This is a genomic window from Erwinia sp. E602 (assembly GCF_018141005.1).
Taxonomy (GTDB): Bacteria; Pseudomonadota; Gammaproteobacteria; order Enterobacterales; family Enterobacteriaceae; genus Erwinia.
Genome location: NZ_CP046582.1, coordinates 408,404 through 433,077 on the forward strand (window position 1 = coordinate 408,404; position 24,674 = coordinate 433,077).

17 protein-coding genes, 1 tRNA gene and 3 rRNA genes are annotated in these 24,674 nt (G+C 55.4%); 16 read left to right on the forward strand and 5 right to left on the reverse strand.

Annotated elements, in window-relative coordinates:
* The first annotated feature begins 97 nt into the window (after positions 1 to 97).
* The 4 genes from GKQ23_RS03310 to rrf (GKQ23_RS03325) all read left to right on the forward strand — a co-directional run bounded on the left by GKQ23_RS03310 (position 98) and on the right by rrf (GKQ23_RS03325) (position 3,592).
* A 23S ribosomal RNA gene (locus tag GKQ23_RS03310) occupies positions 98 to 3,005 on the forward strand.
* A 213-nt stretch (positions 3,006 to 3,218) separates the two neighbouring features.
* Positions 3,219 to 3,334 (forward strand): 5S ribosomal RNA (gene rrf, locus GKQ23_RS03315).
* A 31-nt stretch (positions 3,335 to 3,365) separates the two neighbouring features.
* Positions 3,366 to 3,441, forward strand: a tRNA-Thr gene (locus GKQ23_RS03320).
* A 35-nt stretch (positions 3,442 to 3,476) separates the two neighbouring features.
* Positions 3,477 to 3,592 (forward strand): 5S ribosomal RNA (rrf, locus tag GKQ23_RS03325).
* Positions 3,593 to 4,003: 411 nt separating this feature from the next.
* Here the strand turns inward: rrf (GKQ23_RS03325) and GKQ23_RS03330 are convergent.
* The 5 genes from GKQ23_RS03330 to lpxP all read right to left on the reverse strand — a co-directional run bounded on the left by GKQ23_RS03330 (position 4,004) and on the right by lpxP (position 9,467).
* Entirely contained in the window at positions 4,004 to 4,765 is a 762-nt protein-coding gene (locus GKQ23_RS03330) for an amino acid ABC transporter ATP-binding protein (protein WP_056234961.1), read from the reverse strand.
* An 8-nt stretch (positions 4,766 to 4,773) separates the two neighbouring features.
* On the reverse strand, positions 4,774 to 5,874 hold the full coding sequence (locus GKQ23_RS03335) for an amino acid ABC transporter permease (protein ID WP_212409755.1): 1,101 nt from the start codon (positions 5,872 to 5,874) through the stop codon (positions 4,774 to 4,776).
* 15 nt (positions 5,875 to 5,889) lie between these two features.
* Positions 5,890 to 7,068 carry an amino acid ABC transporter permease gene (locus GKQ23_RS03340; RefSeq protein WP_212409756.1) on the reverse strand — a complete coding sequence of 393 codons (1,179 nt, stop codon included), beginning with the start codon at positions 7,066 to 7,068 and terminating at the stop codon, positions 5,890 to 5,892.
* 68 nt (positions 7,069 to 7,136) lie between these two features.
* Positions 7,137 to 8,162, reverse strand: coding sequence for an amino acid ABC transporter substrate-binding protein (locus GKQ23_RS03345; protein ID WP_056234955.1), 1,026 nt, complete (start codon positions 8,160 to 8,162; stop codon positions 7,137 to 7,139).
* A gap of 384 nt (positions 8,163 to 8,546) precedes the next feature.
* The gene (lpxP, locus tag GKQ23_RS03350; protein WP_212409757.1) at positions 8,547 to 9,467 is read right to left on the reverse strand and encodes a kdo(2)-lipid IV(A) palmitoleoyltransferase; all 921 of its coding nucleotides are present in this window, start codon (positions 9,465 to 9,467) and stop codon (positions 8,547 to 8,549) included.
* A 776-nt stretch (positions 9,468 to 10,243) separates the two neighbouring features.
* Here lpxP and tssB point away from each other — a divergent pair.
* From tssB to GKQ23_RS03405, 12 genes are all read left to right on the forward strand, one after another.
* Complete coding sequence (gene tssB / locus GKQ23_RS03355) at positions 10,244 to 10,741, forward strand: type VI secretion system contractile sheath small subunit (RefSeq protein WP_212409758.1); 498 nt, start codon at positions 10,244 to 10,246, stop codon at positions 10,739 to 10,741.
* Positions 10,742 to 10,899: 158 nt separating this feature from the next.
* A complete protein-coding gene (tssC, locus tag GKQ23_RS03360; protein WP_212409759.1) occupies positions 10,900 to 12,447 on the forward strand; it encodes a type VI secretion system contractile sheath large subunit in 1,548 nt (515 codons plus the stop codon).
* Positions 12,448 to 12,462: 15 nt separating this feature from the next.
* A complete protein-coding gene (gene tssK, locus GKQ23_RS03365) occupies positions 12,463 to 13,800 on the forward strand; it encodes a type VI secretion system baseplate subunit TssK (protein WP_212409760.1) in 1,338 nt (445 codons plus the stop codon).
* Complete coding sequence (gene tssL, locus GKQ23_RS03370; protein WP_212409761.1) at positions 13,797 to 14,450, forward strand: type VI secretion system protein TssL, short form; 654 nt, start codon at positions 13,797 to 13,799, stop codon at positions 14,448 to 14,450. Before tssK ends, tssL begins: the two co-directional genes overlap by 4 nt.
* A gap of 3 nt (positions 14,451 to 14,453) precedes the next feature.
* Positions 14,454 to 16,184 (forward strand): OmpA family protein, encoded by a 1,731-nt coding sequence (locus GKQ23_RS03375; protein WP_212411534.1) that lies wholly within the window; start codon positions 14,454 to 14,456, stop codon positions 16,182 to 16,184.
* 3 nt (positions 16,185 to 16,187) lie between these two features.
* The gene (locus GKQ23_RS03380) at positions 16,188 to 16,679 is read left to right on the forward strand and encodes an Hcp family type VI secretion system effector (RefSeq protein WP_056234940.1); all 492 of its coding nucleotides are present in this window, start codon (positions 16,188 to 16,190) and stop codon (positions 16,677 to 16,679) included.
* Positions 16,680 to 16,844: 165 nt separating this feature from the next.
* The gene (tssH, locus tag GKQ23_RS03385; protein ID WP_212409762.1) at positions 16,845 to 19,484 is read left to right on the forward strand and encodes a type VI secretion system ATPase TssH; all 2,640 of its coding nucleotides are present in this window, start codon (positions 16,845 to 16,847) and stop codon (positions 19,482 to 19,484) included.
* Complete coding sequence (locus tag GKQ23_RS03390) at positions 19,477 to 20,031, forward strand: type IV secretion protein Rhs (protein WP_212409763.1); 555 nt, start codon at positions 19,477 to 19,479, stop codon at positions 20,029 to 20,031. Before tssH ends, GKQ23_RS03390 begins: the two co-directional genes overlap by 8 nt.
* Complete coding sequence (locus tag GKQ23_RS03395) at positions 20,025 to 20,528, forward strand: putative T6SS immunity periplasmic lipoprotein (RefSeq protein ID WP_371820044.1); 504 nt, start codon at positions 20,025 to 20,027, stop codon at positions 20,526 to 20,528. The genes GKQ23_RS03390 and GKQ23_RS03395 overlap by 7 nt, the downstream gene beginning before the upstream one ends.
* An 87-nt stretch (positions 20,529 to 20,615) precedes the next feature.
* A complete protein-coding gene (locus tag GKQ23_RS24140) occupies positions 20,616 to 21,065 on the forward strand; it encodes a putative T6SS immunity periplasmic lipoprotein (protein ID WP_371820045.1) in 450 nt (149 codons plus the stop codon).
* Positions 21,066 to 21,375: 310 nt separating this feature from the next.
* The gene (locus tag GKQ23_RS03400) at positions 21,376 to 24,243 is read left to right on the forward strand and encodes a type VI secretion system Vgr family protein (RefSeq protein WP_249168467.1); all 2,868 of its coding nucleotides are present in this window, start codon (positions 21,376 to 21,378) and stop codon (positions 24,241 to 24,243) included.
* Positions 24,240 to 24,668, forward strand: a complete 429-nt coding sequence (locus GKQ23_RS03405; RefSeq protein WP_212409765.1) for a hypothetical protein — start codon at positions 24,240 to 24,242, stop codon at positions 24,666 to 24,668. Before GKQ23_RS03400 ends, GKQ23_RS03405 begins: the two co-directional genes overlap by 4 nt.
* Positions 24,669 to 24,674: the final 6 nt, after the last annotated feature.

Here is a 24,674-nt window from a genome sequence, read left to right on the forward strand (position 1 = left end):
TTCATTCTCCGTAATAAGAATGAAATCAACGATATGTTCGAGTCTCTCAAATGCTTGCAGCTTTCGAGTTGTCCTGCGGGACGCTTGTGGGTTGTGAGGTTAAGCGACTAAGCGTACACGGTGGATGCCTAGGCAGTCAGAGGCGATGAAGGGCGTGCTAATCTGCGATAAGCGTCGGTAAGGTGATATGAACCGTTACAACCGACGATACCCGAATGGGGAAACCCAGTGTGTTTCGACACACTATCATGTCATGAATACATAGTGGCATGAGGCGAACCGGGGGAACTGAAACATCTAAGTACCCCGAGGAAAAGAAATCAACCGAGATTCCCCCAGTAGCGGCGAGCGAACGGGGAACAGCCCAGAACCTGAATCAGTTTGTGCGTTAGTGGAAGCGTCTGGAAAGTCGCAGGGTACAGGGTGATACTCCCGTACACAAAAACGCACATTCTGTGAGTTCGATGAGTAGGGCGGGACACGTGACATCCTGTCTGAATATGGGGGGACCATCCTCCAAGGCTAAATACTCCTGACTGACCGATAGTGAACCAGTACCGTGAGGGAAAGGCGAAAAGAACCCCGGCGAGGGGAGTGAAACAGAACCTGAAACCGTGTACGTACAAGCAGTGGGAGCACCTTCGTGGTGTGACTGCGTACCTTTTGTATAATGGGTCAGCGACTTATATTCTGTAGCAAGGTTAACCGTATAGGGGAGCCGAAGGGAAACCGAGTCTTAACTGGGCGTTAAGTTGCAGGGTATAGACCCGAAACCCGGTGATCTAGCCATGGGCAGGTTGAAGGTTGGGTAACACTAACTGGAGGACCGAACCGACTAATGTTGAAAAATTAGCGGATGACTTGTGGCTGGGGGTGAAAGGCCAATCAAACCGGGAGATAGCTGGTTCTCCCCGAAAGCTATTTAGGTAGCGCCTCGTGAACTCATCTTCGGGGGTAGAGCACTGTTTCGGCTAGGGGGCCATCCCGGCTTACCAACCCGATGCAAACTGCGAATACCGAAGAATGTTATCACGGGAGACACACGGCGGGTGCTAACGTCCGTCGTGAAGAGGGAAACAACCCAGACCGCCAGCTAAGGTCCCAAAGTCATGGTTAAGTGGGAAACGATGTGGGAAGGCACAGACAGCCAGGATGTTGGCTTAGAAGCAGCCATCATTTAAAGAAAGCGTAATAGCTCACTGGTCGAGTCGGCCTGCGCGGAAGATGTAACGGGGCTAAACCATGCACCGAAGCTGCGGCAGCGACATGTAAATGTTGTTGGGTAGGGGAGCGTTCTGTAAGCCGTCGAAGGTGGACTGTGAGGTCTGCTGGAGGTATCAGAAGTGCGAATGCTGACATAAGTAACGATAAAGCGGGTGAAAAGCCCGCTCGCCGGAAGACCAAGGGTTCCTGTCCAACGTTAATCGGGGCAGGGTGAGTCGACCCCTAAGGCGAGGCCGAAAGGCGTAGTCGATGGGAAACGGGTTAATATTCCCGTACTCGGTGTTACTGCGAAGGGGGGACGGAGAAGGCTATGTTAGCCGGGCGACGGTTGTCCCGGTTTAAGCATGTAGGCGGAGGTCTTAGGTAAATCCGGGACCTTATCAACGCTGAGGTGTGATGACGAGGCACTACGGTGCTGAAGTAACAAATGCCCTGCTTCCAGGAAAAGCCTCTAAGCATCAGGTAACATCGAATCGTACCCCAAACCGACACAGGTGGTCAGGTAGAGAATACCAAGGCGCTTGAGAGAACTCGGGTGAAGGAACTAGGCAAAATGGTGCCGTAACTTCGGGAGAAGGCACGCTGTCGGTAGGTGAACCCCCTCGCGGGTGGAGCCGAAGGCAGTCGAAGATACCAGCTGGCTGCAACTGTTTATTAAAAACACAGCACTGTGCAAACACGAAAGTGGACGTATACGGTGTGACGCCTGCCCGGTGCCGGAAGGTTAATTGATGGGGTTATCGCGCTGCGAGAAGCTCTTGATCGAAGCCCCGGTAAACGGCGGCCGTAACTATAACGGTCCTAAGGTAGCGAAATTCCTTGTCGGGTAAGTTCCGACCTGCACGAATGGCGTAATGATGGCCAGGCTGTCTCCACCCGAGACTCAGTGAAATTGAACTCGCTGTGAAGATGCAGTGTACCCGCGGCAAGACGGAAAGACCCCGTGAACCTTTACTATAGCTTGACACTGAACATTGAGCCTTGATGTGTAGGATAGGTGGGAGGCTTTGAAGCGTGGACGCCAGTCTGCGTGGAGCCATCCTTGAAATACCACCCTTTAACGTTTGATGTTCTAACCTGGCGCCGTAATCCGGCGTGGGGACAGTGTCTGGTGGGTAGTTTGACTGGGGCGGTCTCCTCCCAAAGAGTAACGGAGGAGCACGAAGGTTAGCTAATCACGGTCGGACATCGTGAGGTTAGTGCAATGGCATAAGCTAGCTTGACTGCGAGAGTGACGGCTCGAGCAGGTGCGAAAGCAGGTCATAGTGATCCGGTGGTTCTGAATGGAAGGGCCATCGCTCAACGGATAAAAGGTACTCCGGGGATAACAGGCTGATACCGCCCAAGAGTTCATATCGACGGCGGTGTTTGGCACCTCGATGTCGGCTCATCACATCCTGGGGCTGAAGTAGGTCCCAAGGGTACGGCTGTTCGCCGTTTAAAGTGGTACGCGAGCTGGGTTTAGAACGTCGTGAGACAGTTCGGTCCCTATCTGCCGTGGGCGCTGGAGAATTGAGAGGGGTTGCTCCTAGTACGAGAGGACCGGAGTGAACGCACCACTGGTGTTCGGGTTGTCATGCCAATGGCATTGCCCGGTAGCTAAGTGCGGAAAAGATAAGCGCTGAAAGCATCTAAGCGCGAAACTTGCCTCGAGATGAGTTCTCCCTGATTCCTTGAGAATCCTGAAGGGACGTTGAAGACTACGACGTTGATAGGCCGGGTGTGTAAGCGCAGCGATGCGTTGAGCTAACCGGTACTAATGACCCGTGAGGCTTAACCTTACAACGCCAGAAGCGTTCTGGTGGCGTTCGAGAGACGCAAAGATTTTCAGCTTGTTTTACCGGATAACAAATTTGTAGGAAACGGAAGATTTTGCGCTGAGGCAAGGCGGCAAGCGAAGGCAGAGAAGGAGCATACGTTGGTATGTGACTGAACTGACGAGCGCAGCCAACGCGGCATCAGCACAAAAGATTCGTTTCAGACACCAAGATTTGCCTGGCGGCTTTAGCGCGGTGGTCCCACCTGACCCCATGCCGAACTCAGAAGTGAAACGCCGTAGCGCCGATGGTAGTGTGGGGTCTCCCCATGCGAGAGTAGGGAACTGCCAGGCATCAAATTAAGCAGTAAAGAAGATAAAGTGTGCTGATATGGCTCAGTTGGTAGAGCGCACCCTTGGTAAGGGTGAGGTCCCCAGTTCGACTCTGGGTATCAGCACCAGTTTTAAAGCGTGAGTTCGGTAAATTAAGAATTTGCCTGGCGGCTTTAGCGCGGTGGTCCCACCTGACCCCATGCCGAACTCAGAAGTGAAACGCCGTAGCGCCGATGGTAGTGTGGGGTCTCCCCATGCGAGAGTAGGGAACTGCCAGGCATCAAACAAGTAAAGAAGCCCCGTGCGAAAGCACGGGGCTTTTTTGCGTTTTCAGCACTTAAAAACGGTAAAACGGCTGCTAAAAACAGCAAAAAAAGAATAAAATCCAGGCGATCTACAGGATGCAGGTATTAAAAAAGCATGGCGGATAGCCGCAATATCATGAAGAAAACATAATCCGAATAACGCCGTTACCCGTTACCCGTTACCCGTTCTCCGGCACTGGCTGGCGCACGTTTTCATATACCGTGTTCAAAGAGGCGTGACGCTGATATCCGCGCTGTGGGCCGTAACATACTGACCCTGACAGAGGCGCTGAAGGGATTACTGACTACGCGGGTATTCAGGAGGAGCAGAGAATGCCGCCCGTCGCCGGGCGGCATGTTCAGCAGCGCCAGCCTGCGACAGGGCTCAATGGATAACCTGGGAGAGGAAAGCGCGGGTGCGTTCAGACTGCGGGTTAGAGAAGAATTCCTGCGGCGGAGCCTGCTCAACAATCTCACCGCGATCCATAAAGATCACCCGGTCGGCAACGGTGCGTGCGAAGCCCATTTCATGGGTCACGCAAAGCATAGTCATCCCATCCTCCGCCAGCCCAATCATGGTATCCAGCACCTCCTTCACCATCTCCGGGTCCAGTGCGGAGGTCGGTTCATCAAACAGCATGATCTTGGGTTTCATGCACAGCGAGCGGGCGATCGCCACGCGCTGCTGCTGCCCGCCGGAGAGCTGGCCGGGAAACTTATGCGCGTGCTCGGCGATACGCACCCGTTCGAGGTAGTGCATGGCTAAGGCTTCCGCCTCTTTTTTCGAGGTTTTGCGCACCCAGATCGGCGCCAGCGTGCAGTTCTGCAGCACGCTGAGATGTGGGAACAGATTAAAGTGCTGAAACACCATGCCGACTTCCGTCCGCACACGTTCAATATTGCGCAGATCGTCATTTAGCAGCGTGCCATCGACCACAATCCGCCCCTGTTGATGCTCTTCCAGGTGGTTGATACAGCGAATGGTGGTCGACTTACCGGAGCCGGAAGGTCCACAGAGGACGATGCGCTCGCGGGGCTTCACCTGCAGGTTAATATTTTTCAGCACGTGAAACTGTCCATACCACTTGTTCACGTTATCGAGCGTAATCATCATTGCGTCGTCAGAAGACGTCATCATTTTTGTCATGGTAAACCTCAGTGTGGCGAACGCCCGGTGTGAAAACGCTTCTCCAGATGCTGGCTGTAGCGCGACATGCTGAAACAGAAGATCCAGTAGATCAGTGCGGCAAAGACATAGCCTTCGGTCGACATTCCCAGCCAGGCGGGATCGACGGTGGCCTGCTGCACGCTGCTGAACAGATCGAACAGGCCGATGATGATCACCAGGCTGGTATCTTTAAACAGGGCGATAATGGTATTGACCAGTCCGGGGATCACCAGCTTGAGCGCCTGGGGCAGGATCACCAGCCCCTGGGTTTTCCAGTAGCCGAGCCCCAGCGACTCAGCCGCTTCATATTGCCCCTTAGGCAGCGCCTGCAGCCCGCCCCGCACCACTTCCGCCACGTACGCGGACTGAAAGAGGATCACCCCGACCAGCGCGCGCACCAGCTTATCGATGGTGCTGCCCTCTGCCATAAACAGTGGCAGCATCACCGAGGACATAAACAGCACGGTGATCAGCGGCACGCCGCGCCAGAACTCGATAAACACCACCGAAAGGGTGCGCACCACCGGCATCCGCGAGCGGCGGCCCAAAGCCAGCAGAATACCGAGCGGCAGCGCGCCAGCAATCCCCACCGAGGCGATGATCAGCGTCAGCGTCAGGCCGCCCCACTGGCGGGTCTCCACGCGTTCAAGTCCAAAATACCCGCCGTACAGCAGCAGCCAGACCAGCAGCGGGTAGATCACCGCCCAGCCGGCGATGTAACGCCCGCGGCGCGGCAGCGCGCGGAGGAACATCGGAATAATCGACAGCAGGCCGACGATCAGCGTCAGATTGATGCGCCAGCGCAGCTCCTGCGGATAGAGGCCATACATAAACTGGCCAAAGCGCGCGTGGATAAATACCCAGCACGCCCCTTCTTTACTACAGTCTGCCCGGGTGCTGCCGACCCAGTTGGCCTGGAAAATCAGCCAGTTGAGCGCCGGCGGGATCAGCGACCACATCACCCACAGGCAGAACAGGGTCAGCAGCGAATTTCCCCAGCTGGAGAACAGATTTTTTCTCGCCCAGACCAGCGCACGTGAGAGCGTGCCGGCGTCGGCGGGTGTGGTTTCATGCAGAGTGGCTGTCATAACTGCCCCGTTCTCTTAACGCTCAATCAGCGCGATTTTGCGGTTGTAGATATTCATTAACAGCGAAATCGTCAGGCTGATAATCAGATATACACCCATCGTGATGGCGATGGTTTCAATCGCCTGACCGGTCTGATTCAGCACGGTCCCGGCAAACAGTGACACCATATCGGGGTAGCCGATGGCCGCCGCCAGCGATGAGTTTTTTACAATATTCAGATACTGGCTGGTAAGCGGTGGAATGATCACCCGCATCGCCTGCGGAATGATCACCTGACGTAGCGTCACCGGATTCGGCAGCCCGAGTGAGCGCGCCGCCTCATGCTGGCCGTAGGGGACCGACTGAATACCGGCGCGGATCACTTCAGCAATAAACGACGAAGTGTAAATCGACAGGGCCAGCGTCAGCGCCGCCAGCTCCGGGATCAGCACGAAGCCGCCGCGAAAGTTAAAACCACTCAGTTGTGGCACATCCCAGTGCACCGGGTTGCCCGCAAACAGGCTGGTGGCCAGCGGCAGTACGATCAGCAGCCCGAGGGCAACGGGCCAGGTACGCCGCAGCTGGCCGGTCTTGCGCTGATGCAGACGGTGGTAACGGAACAGCGCATAGCTGGCGACGACGGCAACCAGCACGGCGGCGACAAATGGCCCGCTGCCGGCGGCATACTCCGGCCAGGGAATGTACAGCCCGCGGTTGCTGACAAAAGCGAGATCGAAGGCGTTCAGCGCCTGACGCGGACCGGGCAGGTTGCGCAGTACGGCGAAATACCAGAAGAAGATCTGCAGCAGCGGCGGAATATTGCGGAAGGTTTCGATATACACCATCGAAATTTTACGCAACAGCCAGTTATCCGACAGGCGCGCCAGGCCGATAAAGAAACCGAGCACGGAGGCAAACACGATGCACAGCGCGGAGACCAGCAGGGTATTGGTCAGCCCGACGAGAAACACCCTGGCGTAAGTATCGCCCTCGCTGTAGTCGATCAGGTGCTGAATAATGCCGAAACCGGCGCTGCGATCGAGAAAAGCAAAACCGGAGGTGATACCGCGGTTGGCGAGGTTAATAATGGTGTTGTGAAACAGATAGCCGGCGACGGCTAACACGGCGATAACCGCAACGAGCTGATAAAGCCAGGCGCGAACCGCAGGATTACTGAATGAAAAATCCCTTTTAACGGTTGGGCGTTGAGACATGTTGCAACCTCAGTGACGAAAATTCTGCCGAGGGCACCGGCGGACCGGTGCCCGGTAATCAAAGGGAATTAACGTACTGGGGGCGCGTACTGAATACCGCCGTTGTTCCACAACGCGTTCTGCCCGCGGGCAATTTTCAGCGCGCTGTCTTTACCGACGTTACGGTCAAAAACTTCCTGATAGTTACCGACCTGCTTCACGATGTGGTAAGCCCACTTATTGTCCAGCTTCAGGTCTTTACCGAAATCACCTTCGCTACCCAGCAGGTGGGCCATATCCGGCGTGGTCGGTTTAGCGGCCATCTGATCGACATTTTTCGAGGTGATACCCATCTCTTCGGCATTCAGCATGGCAAACAGCGACCATTTCACGATGGTGTACCAGTCATCATCACCGCGGCGAACCACCGGGCCCAGCGGCTCTTTGGAGATCACTTCCGGCAGCACGATAAACTCATCCGGTTTACCGAGCTTGATACGCAGCGCATACAGCTGCGACTGATCGGACGCCAGCGTATCGCAACGTCCGGTATCCAGCGCTTTCGCGGATTCATCGGAGCGGTCGAAGGTCACCGGGGTGTACTGCATTTTATTGGCTTTAAAGTAATCGGCGACGTTCAGCTCGGTATCGGTACCGGCCTGAATACAGACAGTGGCACCGTCCAGCTCTTTGGCACTTTTCAGGCCGGCTTTCTGGTGGGTCAGGAAGCCGATACCGTCGTAGTAGTTCACGCCGGCGAAGATAAAGCCCATGCCGCCATCGCGCGAAGAAGTCCAGGTGGTGTTACGCGACAGGATATCCACTTCACCGGACTGCAGCGCGGTAAAGCGCTCTTTGGCGGTCAGCGGTGTGTATTTCACTTTACCGGCATCGCCGAAAATTGCCGCAGCCGTGGCGCGGCACACGTCGACGTCAATGCCGGTGAATTTACCGGTTGAGTCGGCGTAAGAGAACCCTGGCAGACCATCGCTGATACCGCACTGCACAAATCCTTTCTTTTTAATCGCATCCAGCGTGGTGCCAGCATGAGCCTGATTCACTGCGGCAAACAGGGTTACCGCAACGGCCAAAGTGGAGAGCATCATTTTTTTCATAGAGCATCCTGTGTGGCGAAATCGTATTGTTATGGGTATGACACGCTGTAGTGCATGCAGCCTGTGGGAAGCCGCAGGCATTCACTGCATTGCAAATCAAATGCCAGATCTGCAGTGGTATGAATTCGCTGGAAAGATTTACTAATAATCGAGGGTGGGTTAAAAGTTACGCTACTATCGCGCACCCTTATGGGGAGAAAATACCCCCTGCGATCACAAAGGGTGCAAACAGTTTCACTATATGGAATTAGTGTGAGCGGTGTGGCAGAAGCCAGGGGTCAGGAGCCACAGGACTGAGCAATCAGGTTGAGGGCAGAGAACGTAAGGCAGAACGCAGGGGTACGCAGAAACAGGCCAGCGCCCGGCGGCGCTGGCGGCGGGTAATCAATACAGCGAAGCGTTGCCCACCGGGCGGGTTTTAAAGCGACGGTGCAGCCACAGATACTGGTCCGGAGCACGCATGATCTCGCGCTCAATCACCCGGTTCATATAGGCCGCGGCCTGCTGTTCGCTGTCGATCGGGTACTCTTTCAGCTCTGGCTGAATCACCAGCTCGTAACCGCTTCCGTCATCCTTGCGGATCAGGACGACGGTGATCATCGCCGGCTTAGCCATGCGTGCCAGCATCCAGGTACCGCTGGTGGTGGCGGCTTCCGGTACCGCAAACAGCGGTGCAAACACGCTGCCTTTCGGGCCGTAATCCTGATCCGGGGCAAACCAGACGGCTTCACCGTGCTTCAGCGCCTGCACCATACCGCGCAGGTCGCGACGGTTAATCATCGCCTTATTGGAACGCATGCGCCCTTTGGTCTGTACCCACTCCATCAGCTTATTGTTGTGCGGGCGGTACATCGCCATCATCGGCTGGCACAGGCCCATCACGCGGCCACCCAGCTCCAGCGACATAAAGTGTACGCCGATGATTAACGCACCACGTCCACCCTGCTGCGCGGCTTTCAGATTATGCAGGCCGTCGACGCTGAACCAGCGCTTTACGCGGCGATCTGACCAGAACCAGGCCATGCCGGTTTCCAGCAGGCCCATGCCGAGGGATTCAAAGTTACCCACGATCCTGCGCTCAAGCTGCGCGCTCTCCATCTCCGGGAAACAGAGCTGCAGATTGCGACGGGTAATCGCCACCCGGCGTTTCAGGAAGCGCATTGAGGTGCGGCCCATCCAGTTGCCGAGTTTATACAGCAGCGGGTAGGGCAGCTGCACCAGCAGGAACAGCACGCTGACGCCAAACCAGGTCAGCCAGTAGCGGGGATGGAGTAAACCTCTGTGGAATTTTTGCGACTGATTCATTTTTTCTCGTGGTTACGTTTATGGGGTTCAGGGGCGGTAACGCACAAAAAAGACTCAATTGCGGTACAACTGTTCGACACCCATTTAAGACGATGGTTTAGCCAGATTCCGATATTGGCAGTATCTTTACATTCGTGGGGCGTTACGCACTGTGCGAAGCCGTGGAGAGCGGTGTGCCTGCGAAGGAAATTTCCTGACCCAGAGTGTACACAGGATAGCGGGTGTTCAGGAAGAGGGAACCTGGAAAATTCTTATCAGTAACGACTATCTTTGCCTCACCTCAACTTTACGCCACTGACGAGGGCTGATACCAGGCCAGCGCCGACATTTCCTGCGCCAGGGAAAAGCGATTTACGTGAAGCGCCATGACATGGTCGGCCTCTCCTGCACAGGCGTATTCAGTATGTATTACTGCCAGTGTTAAGGTCTTTCAGCGACCATTAAGACCCTCAGCGCCGGCAAGAAAGTGATCAACATCCATGACAGTGAGTTAACGAAACAGTTAATCATTCTGTAATGTTTGCGTGTCTGACAGGCGGCTTTGCAAGTCTTAAAATCCGGATGTTCATTTCCTTATGAGATTATTTTAGCTCATGCATTAACCATTTCATTCAGTAACTTAACTCAAATTTACAGATAATTCCTATATAAATCAGATCACATTTCGTAAATTACCCCTTTGCCCGCATAAGTCAGACTACGGTATAGTCGCGCCTCTACACACAGGGAAAGTGTGCGTAATGCTGCTTTCCGTACCCATTTTTACAGGAGTAATTATGAGTAATTCTTATCAAAGTGAGATCCCTAAGGCGCGCGTTAATATTAAACTGGACCTGCACACCGGCGGCGTGGCCCGTAAAACCGAGCTGCCATTAAAGCTGCTGGTCACCGGCGACTTCAGCAACGGTCAGGAGCAGCGCGCGCTGTCCCTGCGTGAGAAGGTCAACGTCAACAAAAACAACTTCGACAGCGTGCTGGCGGAGTTCTCCCCGTCATTAAACATCTCCGTAGAAAATACCCTCGCCGGCGACGGCAGCGAAGAGAACGTCAGACTGACCTTCAGCAATATGAAGGACTTTTCGCCGGAACAGGTCGCCCGCCAGATCCCGCAGCTCAAAGCGATGCTGGCGATGCGCAACCTGCTGCGCGACCTGAAAGCCAACCTGCTGGATAACGTCACCTTCCGCAAAGAGCTGGAAACCATCCTGAAAAACCCGGCACTGAGCGACGAACTGCGCAGCGAACTGTCTGCCCTGGCCCCTGAACGGGCCTGACTGCTGACGATAGCCCCACACGATTCGGGTCGCAGGAAGGCGGCGAGTGAGCGAATCCCGCAGAGCTTACTTCAGTAAGTGATTCGGGCGAGCGAGAGCAGCCAGCGCACCTGCAGCCTGAAGCGTGACGGGGAAACTCATGGAATGATAAAGAGAGAATGTTAATGTCTGTGCAAAATGAAACCTCATCTGCCGGCACCACCACCGTGCAGGATCGCCCCGCTGTAAGCGGCGTTTACGCTTCGCTGTTTGAAAAAATCAATCTCAGCCCGGTGTCGCACCTCAGCGACCTGAATATCTGGCAGGACAGCCAGGCGATGTCCGATGCCAGCGTCGACGAGCGCGTCACTGCCGCGATGAAGGTGCTGGTTGAGTGCCTGAACCAGTCCGGTTCTCAGGTTGAAAAGCTGGATAAAGCCCTGCTGGACCACCATATCGCGCAGCTGGACGAGCAGATCAGCCGCCAGCTGGATGCGGTGATGCACCACGACGACTTCCAGAAAGTGGAATCCCTGTGGCGTGGCCTGAAGTCGCTGGTCGACAAAACCGACTTCCGCCAGAACGTGAAGATTGAAGTGCTGGATCTGTCGAAAGAGGACCTGCGTCAGGACTTCGAAGACTCCCCGGAAATTATCCAGAGTGGCCTGTACGCACACACCTATATCGCCGAATACGACACTCCGGGCGGCGAGCCGATCGGCGCGCTGATCTCCTCTTACGAATTCGACGCCTCGGCGCAGGACGTGGCGCTGCTGCGCAATATCTCTAAAGTGGCCGCGTCCGCGCATATGCCCTTTATCGGCTCCGCCGGCCCGCAGTTCTTCCTGAAAGACCATATGGAAGAGGTGGCGGCGATTAAAGATATCGGCAACTACTTCGACCGTGCCGAATACCTTAAGTGGAAATCGTTCCGCGAAACCGACGACGCTCGTTATATCGGCCTGACCATGCCGCGCGTGCTCGGTCGCCTGCCGTACGGCCCGGATACCGTGCCGGTGCGCAGCTTTAACTACGTGGAAGAAGTGAAAGGCCCGGATCACGACAAATACCTGTGGACCAATGCCTCCTTCGCCTTCGCCGCCAACATGGTGAAAAGCTTTATCAGTAACGGCTGGTGCGTGCAGATCCGCGGCCCGCAGGCGGGGGGCGCAGTCACCGACCTGCCGATCCATCTTTACGACCTCGGCACCGGCAACCAGGTGAAGATCCCGTCTGAGGTGATGATCCCGGAAACCCGCGAATTTGAGTTCGCTAACCTCGGCTTTATCCCGCTCTCGTACTACAAAAACCGCGACTACTCGTGCTTCTTCTCCGCCAACTCGACGCAGAAACCGGCGCTGTACGACACCGCCGACGCCACGGCCAACAGCCGCATCAACGCGCGTCTGCCGTATATCTTCCTGCTGTCGCGCATTGCGCACTATCTGAAGCTGATCCAGCGCGAAAACATCGGTACCACCAAAGATCGCCGCCTGCTGGAGCTGGAGCTGAACACCTGGGTGCGCGGCCTGGTAACGGAAATGACCGATCCGGGCGACGAGCTGCAGGCTTCCCACCCGCTGCGCGATGCCAGAGTGATTGTCGAAGATATCGAAGACAACCCTGGCTTCTTCCGCGTCAGGCTGTTCGCCATTCCCCACTTCCAGGTGGAAGGGATGGACGTCAACCTGTCACTGGTTTCCCAGATGCCGAAAGCGAAAGCCTAAGGCGGGATAACAGGGATGAAAATTTATCGTCCGTTATGGACCGACGGGGCCATGCTGGCCCCACAGCAGTTTCAGCAACAGGCCCGTTGGGATGCTTATGTAGCGGAAAACGTCGCCCGCATGGGGATTGCTCACCCGTGGGGCGTTCTGGCGGCGGAATTTGACGATGCCGCGCTGGCACTCTCCCGGCTGAATGCCGTTCGTATGGTGGTTCGTTTCCCGGACGGTACCTTGGTGGATTCTAACTGTTCAGACAATCTTCCGCCGGTCTGCGATCTGTCTGCGGCCGCAGACCGTGATTCCGTAGAGGTGTTGCTGGCGCTGCCTTTGATGAGCGCCAACGGCGGGAATCTGGATGACGGTCAGGACAGCGAGCGCCCGCGCAGATGGAAAGCGGAACGCGTCGACGTGCAGGAACTGGCCGGTCACGAAAGTGGTGAGCTGGCCATTCTCCGCCATGCGATGACGTTACGGCTGGCAACCCAGGAGAACAGCGCCTGGCTGACGTGTCCGGTGGCCCGTCTGGTACGCAATGCCCAGGGGCAGTGGAGCCGCGACGCGTCGTTTATTCCGCCGCTACTCGCCCTGTCTGCCAGCCCGCTGCTGGTGGCCGGGTTAAGCGATTTGCTGAGTCGTTTGCAGGCACGTCGCCATCGCCTGATGGCGATGCGTCGCGAGAGCAACGAACGGATGGCGGACTTCGCGGTGGCGGATGTGTCCCTGTTCTGGCTGCTCAATGCCCTGAACAGCGCTGAGCCGGTGCTGGCGGAGCTGTTACAGACCCCGTCGCGTCATCCGGAACTCCTGTACCGGGAGCTGGTGCGCCTGGCGGGCAGCCTGCTGACGTTTTCGCTGGAGCATGACACCGCGGATATTCCGGCCTGGCAGCATGATGCGCCGGAACAGGTTTTCCCACCGCTGCTGACGCTGCTCGATAAGCTGCTGGAAGCCAGCCTGCCCTCCCGTGTCATCAGCATTTACCTGGAGCATGTCGATCAGATCTGGCGAGGCTCGCTGCATGATGCCCGCCTGCGCGAAGGGGCCGATTTCTACCTGTCGGTTCGCTCGTCAATGCCGAATCACGAGCTGCAGAGTAAATTCCCACAGCTGTGTAAAGCCGGCAGCCTCGACGATGTCTCGGACGTGGTTAACGTGGCCCTCAGCGGCATGGTCATCAAACCGCTCAGCCATGTTCCGGCAGCCATCCCGTTGCGTCTGGAAAACCAGTATTTCTCACTGGATCTGAGTACCGATGCCGCGCGGGCGATGCTGGAAGCGGGCTGCTGCACGTTCTATACCCCGGGTTCACTCGGTGAGGTGAAGCTCGAACTCTTTGCGGTACTGCGCACATGAAGACATCCGATCACAGTCAAATCGAACGCATCTTCTATCCCGGCTGGCTGATGGTCAGCCAGCTACGGGGCGGACAGGAGGTTCGCGAGGGAGGAAAACTCTACCGTCGCGCCTGTCGCCTGGTTCAGGACGCCCGCACGGCCCTGACCGATGCGGGCTACAGCGAGGTCAGCCGCGACCATATGGTGTATGCCCTGTGTGCGCTGCTTGATGAAAGCGTGCTGAATCGCGGTAAGACGGATGATGGCTACCTGACCTGGCGGCGTGACCCGTTACAGGCGCATTTTTTTGGCACGCTGAATGCGGGCGAGGAGTTGTGGGAGCGTATTCGCAACCTGCTTAAGGAAACGGCGCCGGATCAGGCGGTACTGCTGTGCCTGTACCGCACGCTTCAGCTCGGTTTTGTCGGGCAGTATCGCGCGGAAAATGACGAACGCCGTGAGGATGTGATCCGGGCGCTGAGGGAACGGGTTCCGCCGTTTACCCTTGCGCAGGACGCGCCGATTGTCGCCCGGGCTTCCCGTTTACGCAGCGGCCGCCGCGGGTACTGGCTCTCCTGGGCAGGGGGCGCCGTGACGCTGGTTGCGCTCTGGTTTTTCCTCTCCGCTTCATTGTCCGGGATGGTGGCACAGATGGGCAGCATGGGGTAAATGATGCGCGATTATTACCGGAGCCTGCTGACCACCCTGAGTGGCATCCTGTGTCTGTGGTTAATCTTCGGATTCTGGCCGCTCACGGTGGGCAGCCGGATAACGCTCAGCCTGCTGGTTTTGCTGGCCTGTGGCGCGTTGTTATGGCGACAGAGAACGGTATCACGCAGGCGGGAGGCGGCGCTGAGGGCTATTCAGGATGACGGCCTGCCGCCGGAAGATTTCCAGGGGGCCGTCGTGCTGGCCTGCGGAGACAACGCCGCGCTGTTTGCGCCGGAAACCCGTCACCGGGAAACCCGCCAGGGCTGGTATCTGTGGGTTAAGGATGCTGAGCAACTGCCGCTGCTGGTCCGGCATCTGAGCCTGGTCCGTCCGGCGCTGGTCCACAGGATGTCGGTGTTGCTGGCCGTTGTGCCGGAAAGCCATCTCTCCGCGGATGCATTTACGCAGCAGCTGCGGGGCTGGCAGCGCGCGATGGTGCAGTGCCGCAGCACGCTGGGTGGCCTGCCCCCGCTGTGGACCGTCAGCTGGATTTCTCCGCCAGCGGCCAGTGCGGATCCGCAGCCGGTCTGGTTTACCACCGTCAGCAACCGGGCAGGCATTCAGGTGCATCAGCCAGGGCAGGGAAATGTATCCCTGAGCGAATGGACCCGGGAGGACGATGCCGCCGGACGTCTGTCACGGCTGAGTCAGGCCCTGTGGCTGGACGGCTTTCTGGCGTGGCAGAGCGGCACGGTGGACAGCCTGCTGTCCGCACGCCTGGGCGAACTCCCGGCGATGAAACCCTGTGCGCAGGGGATCTGTATGCTGCCGATCGCCAGCGTGGCAGATAACCTCTGGCAGCAGCATGTTGCCGCTATCACCGCGCTGGAGCCGGAACGGTCTCTGTCTGACGGAGAACCTTTACCGCTGCCTGAGCTGCTGCTGTCGGCACTGCCCCGTCAGCGGGGCATCAGCAGCAGGATGATGTTCTGGCGTTACGTCGGGCTGACCGGCGGCGCTTTTCTGGTGCTCGCCATGCTGGCCTCTTACATCAATAACCAGCGGCTGATCCACAGCGTCAGCGATCACCTGAAGCTGTATCACCACCTCAGCGGCGAACCTTTAACACCAAAACTACGGGCACAGCAGCGTCTGCGCGCCGACGGGGCATTGCTGGATGACTGGCTGCGCCGGGGCGAACCCGTTCGCTATCGCCTGGGCCTGTATCAGGGCATGCGCCTGATCCCGCCGGTGGAGGCGGCGCTCAGCGACTGGGCTCCGCCGCCACCGCCACCGCCTGTCATTAATAAAATCGTTCAGGGGCCAGAAACCCTCCGCCTCGACAGCATGTCGCTGTTCGATTCCGGCAGATACGACCTCAAACCCGGCTCCACCAGGCTGTTGGTGAACGCACTGGTGGGCATCAGGGCCAAACCGGGCTGGCTGATTGTCGTTGCCGGGCATACCGACAACACCGGCAATCCCGGGCTTAACCAGACGCTCTCTCTGAAGCGTGCCGAAGCGGTGCGCAACTGGATGCGTGACACCGGCGACGTGCCGGAAAGCTGTTTCGCAGTGCAGGGCTATGGCGAAAGCCGCCCGGTCGCTACCAATGACACGCCGGAAGGGCGCGCGCTCAACCGCCGTGTCGAAATCAGTCTGGTACCGCAGGCAGACGCCTGCCGGATACCTGGCAGTACCCTTACGTCATCGCAGGAAGATGACGTTGATAACAACCTAATGGAGAACTAACACATGGCAATTCCAGTATATCTGTGGCTGAAGGACGACGGCGGCGCTGACATCAAAGGCTCTGTTGACGTACAGGATCGCGAAGGCAGCATCGAGGTGGTCGCGCAGGATCACACCCTGTACATCCCCACCGACAACAACACCGGCAAGCTGACCGGCACCCGCGTACACACGCCATTTATCTTCACCAAGGAGATCGACTCATCCAGCCCGTATCTCTACAAAGCGGTGACCACCGGTCAGACCCTGAAATCCGCTGAGTTCAAGTGGTACAAAATCAATGACGCGGGCCAGGAAGTTGAATATTTCAACACCAAACTGGAGAACGTCAAGCTGGTGAAAGTCGCGCCGAAAATGCACGACATCAAAGATCCGGCGAAAGAGAAGCACAACCACCTCGAGCAGATCGAACTGCGCTACGAAAAAATCACCTGGACCTACAAAGACGGCAACATCATTCATTCCGATTCATGGAATGAACGTGCTACTGCCTGATTTATAAAGGCAAATCCGTTGCGGACAGGGTTCCCTGTCCGCAGTTTTCCTGAGCGACTGCCCGCCGGGCGTTCAGGAAAACCCCAATCTGCCTGACCTGATGCGCTTTGGTAAGTAAACAGCGATGGGCGGTAGCGTGTCCTGGAAAAATAAAGAGAGAGAAAAATGGAAAATTCAGCCGTCCTGTTACGTCGTCTCAACCCGTACTGTGCCCGCGCCCTCGAAGGGGCGGCCTCTCTGTGCCAGACCCGCGCGCACGCTGAAATCCTGCCCGAACACTGGCTGCTCAAACTGCTGGAGCAGGGCGAAGGCGACTTCACGGTGCTGGCACGCCGCTACGAATGGGACATGGACGGCATGTGGCAGGCGCTGCTCGGCTGGCTGGATACTCTGCCGCGTTCAGTACGCGGCCGCCCGGCGCTTGCAGACTCGCTCCACGCGCTGCTGAAACAGGCGTGGATGGCGGCCTCCCTGCAGGGCGAAGAGCAGATCCGCAGCCTGCACCTGCTGATGGCACTGACTGACAGCCCGAAACTCATTCGCTGTGACGGCCTGTGGCCGCTGCTGACCCTGGGCAAGAGCCAGCTGGAGCGTCTGCGCGGGCTGCTCGATGCGCAGTCGGACGAACGCGCCGAACTGCAGCAGGAAGAAGCGCTGACTGTTTCCTCCGGCGGCGGCGTGGAAATCACTGGCCATCCGGCGGGCAGCGAAGTGAAAGAGGGCGAGCTGTCGCCTGCGTTGCAAAATGCGCTGGATAAATTCACCCTCGACGTTACCGCCAAAGCAAGAGAGGGCAAAATCGACCCGGTGTTCGGGCGTGATACCGAAATCCGCCAGATGGTCGACATCCTTTCGCGACGTCGCAAAAATAATCCGATTCTGGTGGGTGAGCCGGGTGTCGGCAAAACCGCGCTGGTGGAGGGGCTGGCGCTGCGTATTGCTGAAGGCAACGTCCCGGAGTCGCTCAGGCCGGTGGTTCTGCGCACCCTTGACCTCGGGCTGTTACAGGCGGGCGCAGGCGTAAAGGGCGAGTTTGAACAGCGCCTGAAAAACGTCATCGACGCCGTACAGCAGTCGCCGGTACCGGTTTTGCTGTTTATCGACGAAGCGCACACTATTATCGGTGCCGGTAACCAGGCGGGCGGTGCGGATGCGGCCAACCTGCTGAAACCGGCGCTGGCGCGCGGCGAACTGCGCACTGTCGCGGCGACCACCTGGTCCGAGTATAAACAGTATTTTGAGCGCGACGCCGCGCTGGAGCGTCGCTTCCAGATGGTTAAAGTGGATGAGCCGGACGACAACGCCGCCTGCCTGATGCTCAGAGGCCTCAAAGCCCGTTACGCCGGACACCACAACGTACATATCACCGACGCCGCCGTGCGCGCGGCGGTGTCGCTGTCGCGCCGCTATCTGACCGGCCGCCAGCTGCCGGACAAAGCGGTTGACCTGCTCGACACCGCTGCCGCCCGCGTGCGGATGAGCATTGATACGGTACCGGAAGCGCTGACCCGCATCCGCGTGCAGCTCAGTTCGCTGGCAATGGAGAAGCAGGCGCTGCTGGAAGATATTGCGGTCGGCGACCCTGCACAGGGTGAACGCCTGGCGACTATCGCCCAGGACGAGACCCGCCTGACTGCGGCGCTGGAAGCGCTGGAGAAGCAGTATAAAGAAGAGCTCAAACTGACCGAACGGCTGCTGGCAACCCGCCAGGACCTCTCGCGCCAGAATGAGACCCGCGACCTGCAGCAGCAGCTGAACGCGATGCAGCAGAGCAGCCCGCTGCTCTCCGTCGATGTGGACGTGCGCACCGTCGCCACGGTGATTGCCGACTGGACCGGCGTGCCGCTCTCCTCACTGATGAAAGACGAACAGACCGAACTGCTGAACCTGGAGCAGGACATTGGCAGGCGCGTGGTCGGTCAGGATATTTCCCTGGCAGCCATCGCCCGGCGCCTCCGTGCGGCGAAAACCGGGCTCACGTCTGAAAACGGCCCTCAGGGCGTATTCCTGCTGGTCGGCCCGAGCGGCGTCGGCAAAACCGAAACCGCGCTGGCGCTCGCCGATGTGCTTTACGGCGGCGAAAAATCCCTGATCACCATCAATCTCTCCGAATATCAGGAGCCGCACACCGTCTCCCAGCTGAAAGGCTCACCGCCGGGCTACGTCGGCTACGGTCAGGGCGGCATCCTCACCGAAGCGGTGCGCAAGCGCCCATACAGCGTGGTGCTGCTTGATGAAGTCGAAAAAGCGCACCGCGACGTGATAAATCTGTTCTACCAGGTGTTCGACCGCGGCGTTATGCGCGACGGTGAAGGCCGGGAGATCGACTTCCGTAACACCGTGATCCTGATGACCTCCAACCTCGGCAGCGAACGCCTGATGCAGCTGCTGGACGAACAGCCGGAAGCCAGCGAAGCGGATCTGCACGAACTGCTGCGCCCGATCCTGCGCGAACACTTCCAGCCCGCGCTGGTGGCCCGCTTCCAGACTGTGATTTACCGCCCGCTGAGTGAGCCCGCAATGCGCACTATCGTCGAAATGAAACTCGGCCAGGTCAGCAGGCGCCTGCACCGCCACTATGGCCTGACCACGCAGATCGACGAGAGCCTGTATGACGCGCTGACCGTCGCCTGCCTGCTGCCGGACACCGGCGCGCGCAACGTCGACAGCCTGCTCAACCAGCAGATCCTGCCGGTGCTGAGCCAGCAGCTGCTTGTTCACATGGCCGCGCAGCAGAAACCGAAAACGCTGACGCTGGGGTGGAGTGAGGATGAGGGGATTGGGCTGGAGTTTGCGCATGAGTGAGAAAAAGCAGGATGAGTACATCATTAAAGAAGGTGGCGTCAGGCTACTGACCGCGGGTGAAATAAAACTGGCAAAGTCTGTTTTCGCTTCCACTATTGAATACCCAAAAGTCTGGATCCACAGGGACAGTTATCTGCCGTTTAATCTGCAGAATGCGCATACGGCGATGACGCCGAACGGTGAAATTTACTTTCGTGACGAATATCGGGATGATTTTTCGCAGTCAACAGATGAACTGCAACATATGTTTATTCATGAAATGAGCCATGTCTGGCAGCGAGCAAGAGGGATGAATGTTATCGGTCGGGGGCTGGTCAGCTGGATGGTCAGCTATCGTTATACACTTGATGGCCGTTTGTTAAGTGAATACCCGATGGAACAGCAGGGGCAGATTATTGCGGATAATTTTATCCTGCAAAATTTTGGCTATCAGACATGGAACCATCTCGAAACAAAAAAATATCCCGACGTTACGCTTGATGGCGACATTTCTGAACCAGTGATACGCAAAGGTTATAAAAATGCTTTACGGGGGTTTCCATGGTGAGTAAGACCCGTTTTTGTGTGCTTCGGTCTACGTTGCTGGTTGTTTTTTGTCTGCTAATCCTGACGGGATGTCCAGGGCCTGGTGACAGAATGCGATTTGATGAAACAGCAGTAGTCAGTCAGCAAGGCGATAATGTGTGTTTTAACGTCAATGATGCACAGGATTATCAACCTGCAGACATGGGAATCAATCGACGAGGAATTGCCTCAAAGGAGAAAAAATTTAATTTTTCTCCTGAGCTCAAAGTCACTGATGGAAAGCTATGTATTCCACCCACGTTTTATCACTTTCCAGATAAAGGGCAATTCTTAGTTGAATACGTATTGAAGTCGAAAAAAAATGAAGATAAACCTCGAAGTGTGGTCGTCACCCTGGAAATTAAAAATGGTCGTATCTATAACGTAACTCCAACAGAAAGAGAAATATTCTTGCCTTATTGTCGTGATGTAGTGGATAAAACATCAGGCACAGATATCACTGGGGCTTGCCAACAGTAGCGATGACGGTGCTGCATACAATATAACCATACGTAACTTATAAAAATATACAGGGCTCATTGAGATGATTTCCCTGATGAAGGTTCATTGTCGACATTCAATTACACTTTTTATTTTTCTCTTTTTTATTTTGTAACATTAACGGGATGCCCGGGAATAGGTGACAGGCTTGCACCTGATGAAGAGGGATATATCATTGTTTATGAAGAGGGAGTTTGTTTCTCATTCAATAATGGTGATAATTACATATTGAAATACATTTCTATTAATCCAAGAGGGACGAGGTTAAGAGATGAGAAGATTATATTAAATCCACCTTTGCATATAGTTAATGCATTTATTTGTATCCCCTCGTCGCTTTATAAATTCAATAAGGACGGACAGTGCTTCATTCGGGCGAATTTTACATTCTTAAAAAATTCGACTTACTCTCGGCGTATTTTTTCCGCACTGGAAGTGAGTAATGGAGTGGTTCATAACATACGGTCTGATGATATGGAAATCCTCAGGCCATACGATGAAATGATTCAAAAATGATGGATCGCCAGCTCTCAACGTTTTAGTGGGTACTCTGATTTTTATCTTGCTTATCAACGTTGCAGTGTTATTTTTTGAAGGGATTCTTCACTACATTTCTTAATCACGTTATTTATATCTGCAAATATGGTTAAAACAGGCTGTTTTATTTTTAAATAGATTGCCTGATGAGCTAAGTCTGAGTGTATCCCATTGGGCCCGGTGCCGTAATCATCTTATTTCGTCCTCACCGGATCCCCCCGATAAAACCTGGCATCTGCCTGTGGGCAGAGCGTTAAAAACAGCAGATTATTCCCATGGAGTCAACATCATGAGTCTGACAGATACACTACAAAACGCGGAGACAGCCATAACAGGAACCACGCTCAACCGTTACCGGCTGGATATTCCGTCCTGCACGGCTGATATTGACGTGGAAGAGTTCAACGGCACAGAGTTTATGAGTGGATTGTATTGTTACACCATTCTGTTCACCAGCAGGGACAAGGGTATCAGTTCCGCACAGCTCATGAGCAAACCAGCGACCCTGAGAATGGGGGGAGGATCGCTGTTCGCGTTGGCGGAGCAAAAAGTCGTTCACGGGGTGATAACCCACTTCAAGCGTATCAGTGGTTCACGCGATCAGGTGACCTGGCAGATCATTATTGAGCCCTTCCTGTCATTGCTGGAAAAACAGTTCCGCACGCACCGTTTCTTCGTCAATAAGTCGGTTCCGGAAGTGGTGACGCAGGTGCTGCGGGATCACGGCCTGAAAGACTGGGAGTACGAATTTGTTCTGAAGGCGTCGTATCCGAAGCGTACTCAGATTAACCAGTATCAGGAAAGTGACCTGGCGTTTATCGAGCGCCTGCTGGCTGAAGTGGGTATTTTTTACTTCTTCACCCTGCATAAAGAGACTCAGACGGAAGTGGTGCACTTTGCGGACAGGCAGAGCGCCTGGCAGTTTGGTAAAACGCTGTTGCTGAACAGTCCGTCAGGGACCAATGATAACGGGGTCGACTCTGTCTGGGGCATCAACGTCCGACACAATGTGGTAGCGCGTTCGGTAACAGCTAATGATTACAACCATCGTGAAGCGCAGAAAATCCTGATGTCCGCCCCGGCAGACATGACCCGTGGCGACGGTGATGGGGTGACCTACGGCGATGTCTACCATTATCGTCCGCAACACCTTGAGAGCGGAGATAAAATTACTCCCGCTCCTGAGACCGGTAATTTCTGGGCGCGTCTGGAGCATGAACGTTTTTTGTCGGACCAGACGGTAATATCGGGCTTCAGCAGCGATGCGACTCTTTCTCCGGCGCAGGTGCTGACTATTAACGAAACGGCACTCCCGTCAACGCTCCCGTCCGAAACGGAAAATGGCATGGTCATTGTCCGCATCGGCTATATGGCAAGCCGTAAAAATGCGCTGAGTGTGGCGTGGGAAGGTATGCCGTACAGCGAAACCCGCTGCTGGCGTCCGGCGGCGAAGAAGCGCCCGAAAATCAGCGGCACCCTGATGGCCCGCGTCACCAGCGCAAAAGCCAGTGACATCTACGCCTGGCAGGATGCGGCGGGCCTGTACCGGGTGAAATTTGATGCCGACCAGGACGACAAAGCGCGGGGCCAGGAGAGCATGCCGGTGCGCCTGGCTAAGCCCTACGGCGGCGACGTTTACGGCATCCACTTCCCGCTGATTCAGGGCACCGAGGTGGCGATTGCCTTCCACGAAGGTGACCCCGATCGCCCGTATATCGCCCATGCGCTGCACGACTCCCGCCACACTGACCACGTGACGGAAAAGAACGGCACCCGCAACGTGATCCGCACCGCCGGACTGAACAAACTGCGCATGGAAGACAGGCGCGGGGAAGAGCATATCAAACTCAGCACGGAGTACGGGGGAAAGACCCAGCTTAATCTGGGGCACAACGTGGACGCCTCCAGAATGCTGCGGGGGGAAGGGGCAGAGCTGCGAACTAATGACTGGGTCAGCGTTCGTGGCGGTAAAGGCATTTTGCTGACCGCGGATGCTCAGCCTGACGTCGGCGGTAAAATGCTCGAAATGGACCGGGCTGTAGAACAACTGGAACAGGCTCTCACGCTGGCCAGAAGCCTTCAGGTGGCCGCTAAAGGGGCGAAGGCAACGGTATCAGACATCGACAGCCAAAAAGTGCTTAACAACGCATTGAAATATCTGAAAATGCCAGGAATGCTGGCCAGTGCACCTGCCGGAATAGGGATTCTAAGTCCTGAGACCGTCCGACTTGCTTCAGGCGGGGCAAGTATTGGCCTTATGTCTGGTAAAAATACCGATATCAGTGCCGGGCAATCATTCACTGTAGCTGCAAGCGAAGCTGTAAGTTTGTTTGCACAGGCTGCAGGAATGAAAATGTATGCAGGGGCAGGAAAGGTTGATATTCAGGCACAAGCGGATGCCATGAATGTCTCAGCATTACAGGATATCACTGTCACCAGTGGTCAGGGAGGCGTGAGGGTTAATGCCAGCAAGGAACTGATTTTAAGTTGCGGTGGCGCTTATATAAAACTCAGCGGTGGGAATATTGAACTGGGATGTCCGCGGAATATTTTGCTGAAAGCGACCAATGTTAATCAGACGGGACCTGCCAGTTTAGATACGCCACCAGTGACTTTCCCGAAAGGATATTCAGGTTCCTTCACTATCAAAGATGCGGAGACTGGTGAGGTTAAGCCTTTTACTAAATATAAAGTTACCTCACCAGAGGGTGATGTTTTTGAGGGGGTATCGGACTCAACAGGAAAAACAGCACCGCTTTATTCATCAACTCCAGGTAAAATGAAAATTGAATTTCCACGTGAGCAAAAGGAAGAAGGGCCTGGACATTGGGTCACAGTCGATCATGATTATCACGGGTTGAAAAATACTGCAATTATGGCAATTAATCGCTTAACCTCTATGGGAGATGAGGGGCGTGTTTTTGGGTCTGAAGGAAAGGACTATATGAATACGAAAAGAGATAAAATTCAGGAATGGCAACGTTTGCCATCTGATGTTATCGACGAGACAGGTCAGCAATCAGTAATACATCGCTATGGGCAGCAGAGAAAAGTAACACAAACTTTCCTTGAAGGTGATGATGCCTGGGCTGTTACAGGTAAGTCGTGGCACTGGCAACCGGTTATCGCTGATGATGTCTATGAGGAAAATAAATGAAGAAAATCTTAAATCGGAAACATGTACTGTATTTTTGGGGCATATTTGACCTCTTTTACATCTGCAGATTTATCTGGCTGAATATCTCTCAGGGACGAATTCCTTTGATTGATGATATATTTTCTTTTAGCGATGTTTATCCGCACCAAGGGGCGTATTCGCTAGTCCTTTTTTCTTTTTCGTTACTGCTTAATGTATCGATTGTTTTTTCTGCTGTAATGTTCTTAAAAAAGTGGAAGTATGTGAATTGGATAGTCTATGTTCAAACACCATTCAGGCTGATATTCATGATTCCTTCTATTTCAACATTGCCATGGATGTTTAAAACTATGTCTATCAAAGTTGGGGCGGTATTTTTTGTTGTTGTATTATTTTCAGAGATAATTAAGGTTGGAGTATTTTATTTTACAAGAGAAAAGAACTAATAATTT

What these genes read in the sequence shown, in the direction of transcription:
- GKQ23_RS03330 (WP_056234961.1), bottom strand. Translation starts at nt 4,765, where the DNA reads ATGACAAAAATGATGACGTCTTCTGACGACGCAATGATGATTACGCTC.
- GKQ23_RS03335 (WP_212409755.1), bottom strand. Translation starts at nt 5,874, where the DNA reads ATGACAGCCACTCTGCATGAAACCACACCCGCCGACGCCGGCACGCTC.
- GKQ23_RS03340 (WP_212409756.1), bottom strand. Translation starts at nt 7,068, where the DNA reads ATGTCTCAACGCCCAACCGTTAAAAGGGATTTTTCATTCAGTAATCCT.
- GKQ23_RS03345 (WP_056234955.1), bottom strand. Translation starts at nt 8,162, where the DNA reads ATGAAAAAAATGATGCTCTCCACTTTGGCCGTTGCGGTAACCCTGTTT.
- lpxP (WP_212409757.1), bottom strand. Translation starts at nt 9,467, where the DNA reads ATGAATCAGTCGCAAAAATTCCACAGAGGTTTACTCCATCCCCGCTAC.
- tssB (WP_212409758.1), top strand. Translation starts at nt 10,244, where the DNA reads ATGAGTAATTCTTATCAAAGTGAGATCCCTAAGGCGCGCGTTAATATT.
- tssC (WP_212409759.1), top strand. Translation starts at nt 10,900, where the DNA reads ATGTTAATGTCTGTGCAAAATGAAACCTCATCTGCCGGCACCACCACC.
- tssK (WP_212409760.1), top strand. Translation starts at nt 12,463, where the DNA reads ATGAAAATTTATCGTCCGTTATGGACCGACGGGGCCATGCTGGCCCCA.
- tssL (WP_212409761.1), top strand. Translation starts at nt 13,797, where the DNA reads ATGAAGACATCCGATCACAGTCAAATCGAACGCATCTTCTATCCCGGC.
- GKQ23_RS03375 (WP_212411534.1), top strand. Translation starts at nt 14,454, where the DNA reads ATGCGCGATTATTACCGGAGCCTGCTGACCACCCTGAGTGGCATCCTG.
- GKQ23_RS03380 (WP_056234940.1), top strand. Translation starts at nt 16,188, where the DNA reads ATGGCAATTCCAGTATATCTGTGGCTGAAGGACGACGGCGGCGCTGAC.
- tssH (WP_212409762.1), top strand. Translation starts at nt 16,845, where the DNA reads ATGGAAAATTCAGCCGTCCTGTTACGTCGTCTCAACCCGTACTGTGCC.
- GKQ23_RS03390 (WP_212409763.1), top strand. Translation starts at nt 19,477, where the DNA reads ATGAGTGAGAAAAAGCAGGATGAGTACATCATTAAAGAAGGTGGCGTC.
- GKQ23_RS03395 (WP_371820044.1), top strand. Translation starts at nt 20,025, where the DNA reads ATGGTGAGTAAGACCCGTTTTTGTGTGCTTCGGTCTACGTTGCTGGTT.
- GKQ23_RS03400 (WP_249168467.1), top strand. Translation starts at nt 21,376, where the DNA reads ATGAGTCTGACAGATACACTACAAAACGCGGAGACAGCCATAACAGGA.
- GKQ23_RS03405 (WP_212409765.1), top strand. Translation starts at nt 24,240, where the DNA reads ATGAAGAAAATCTTAAATCGGAAACATGTACTGTATTTTTGGGGCATA.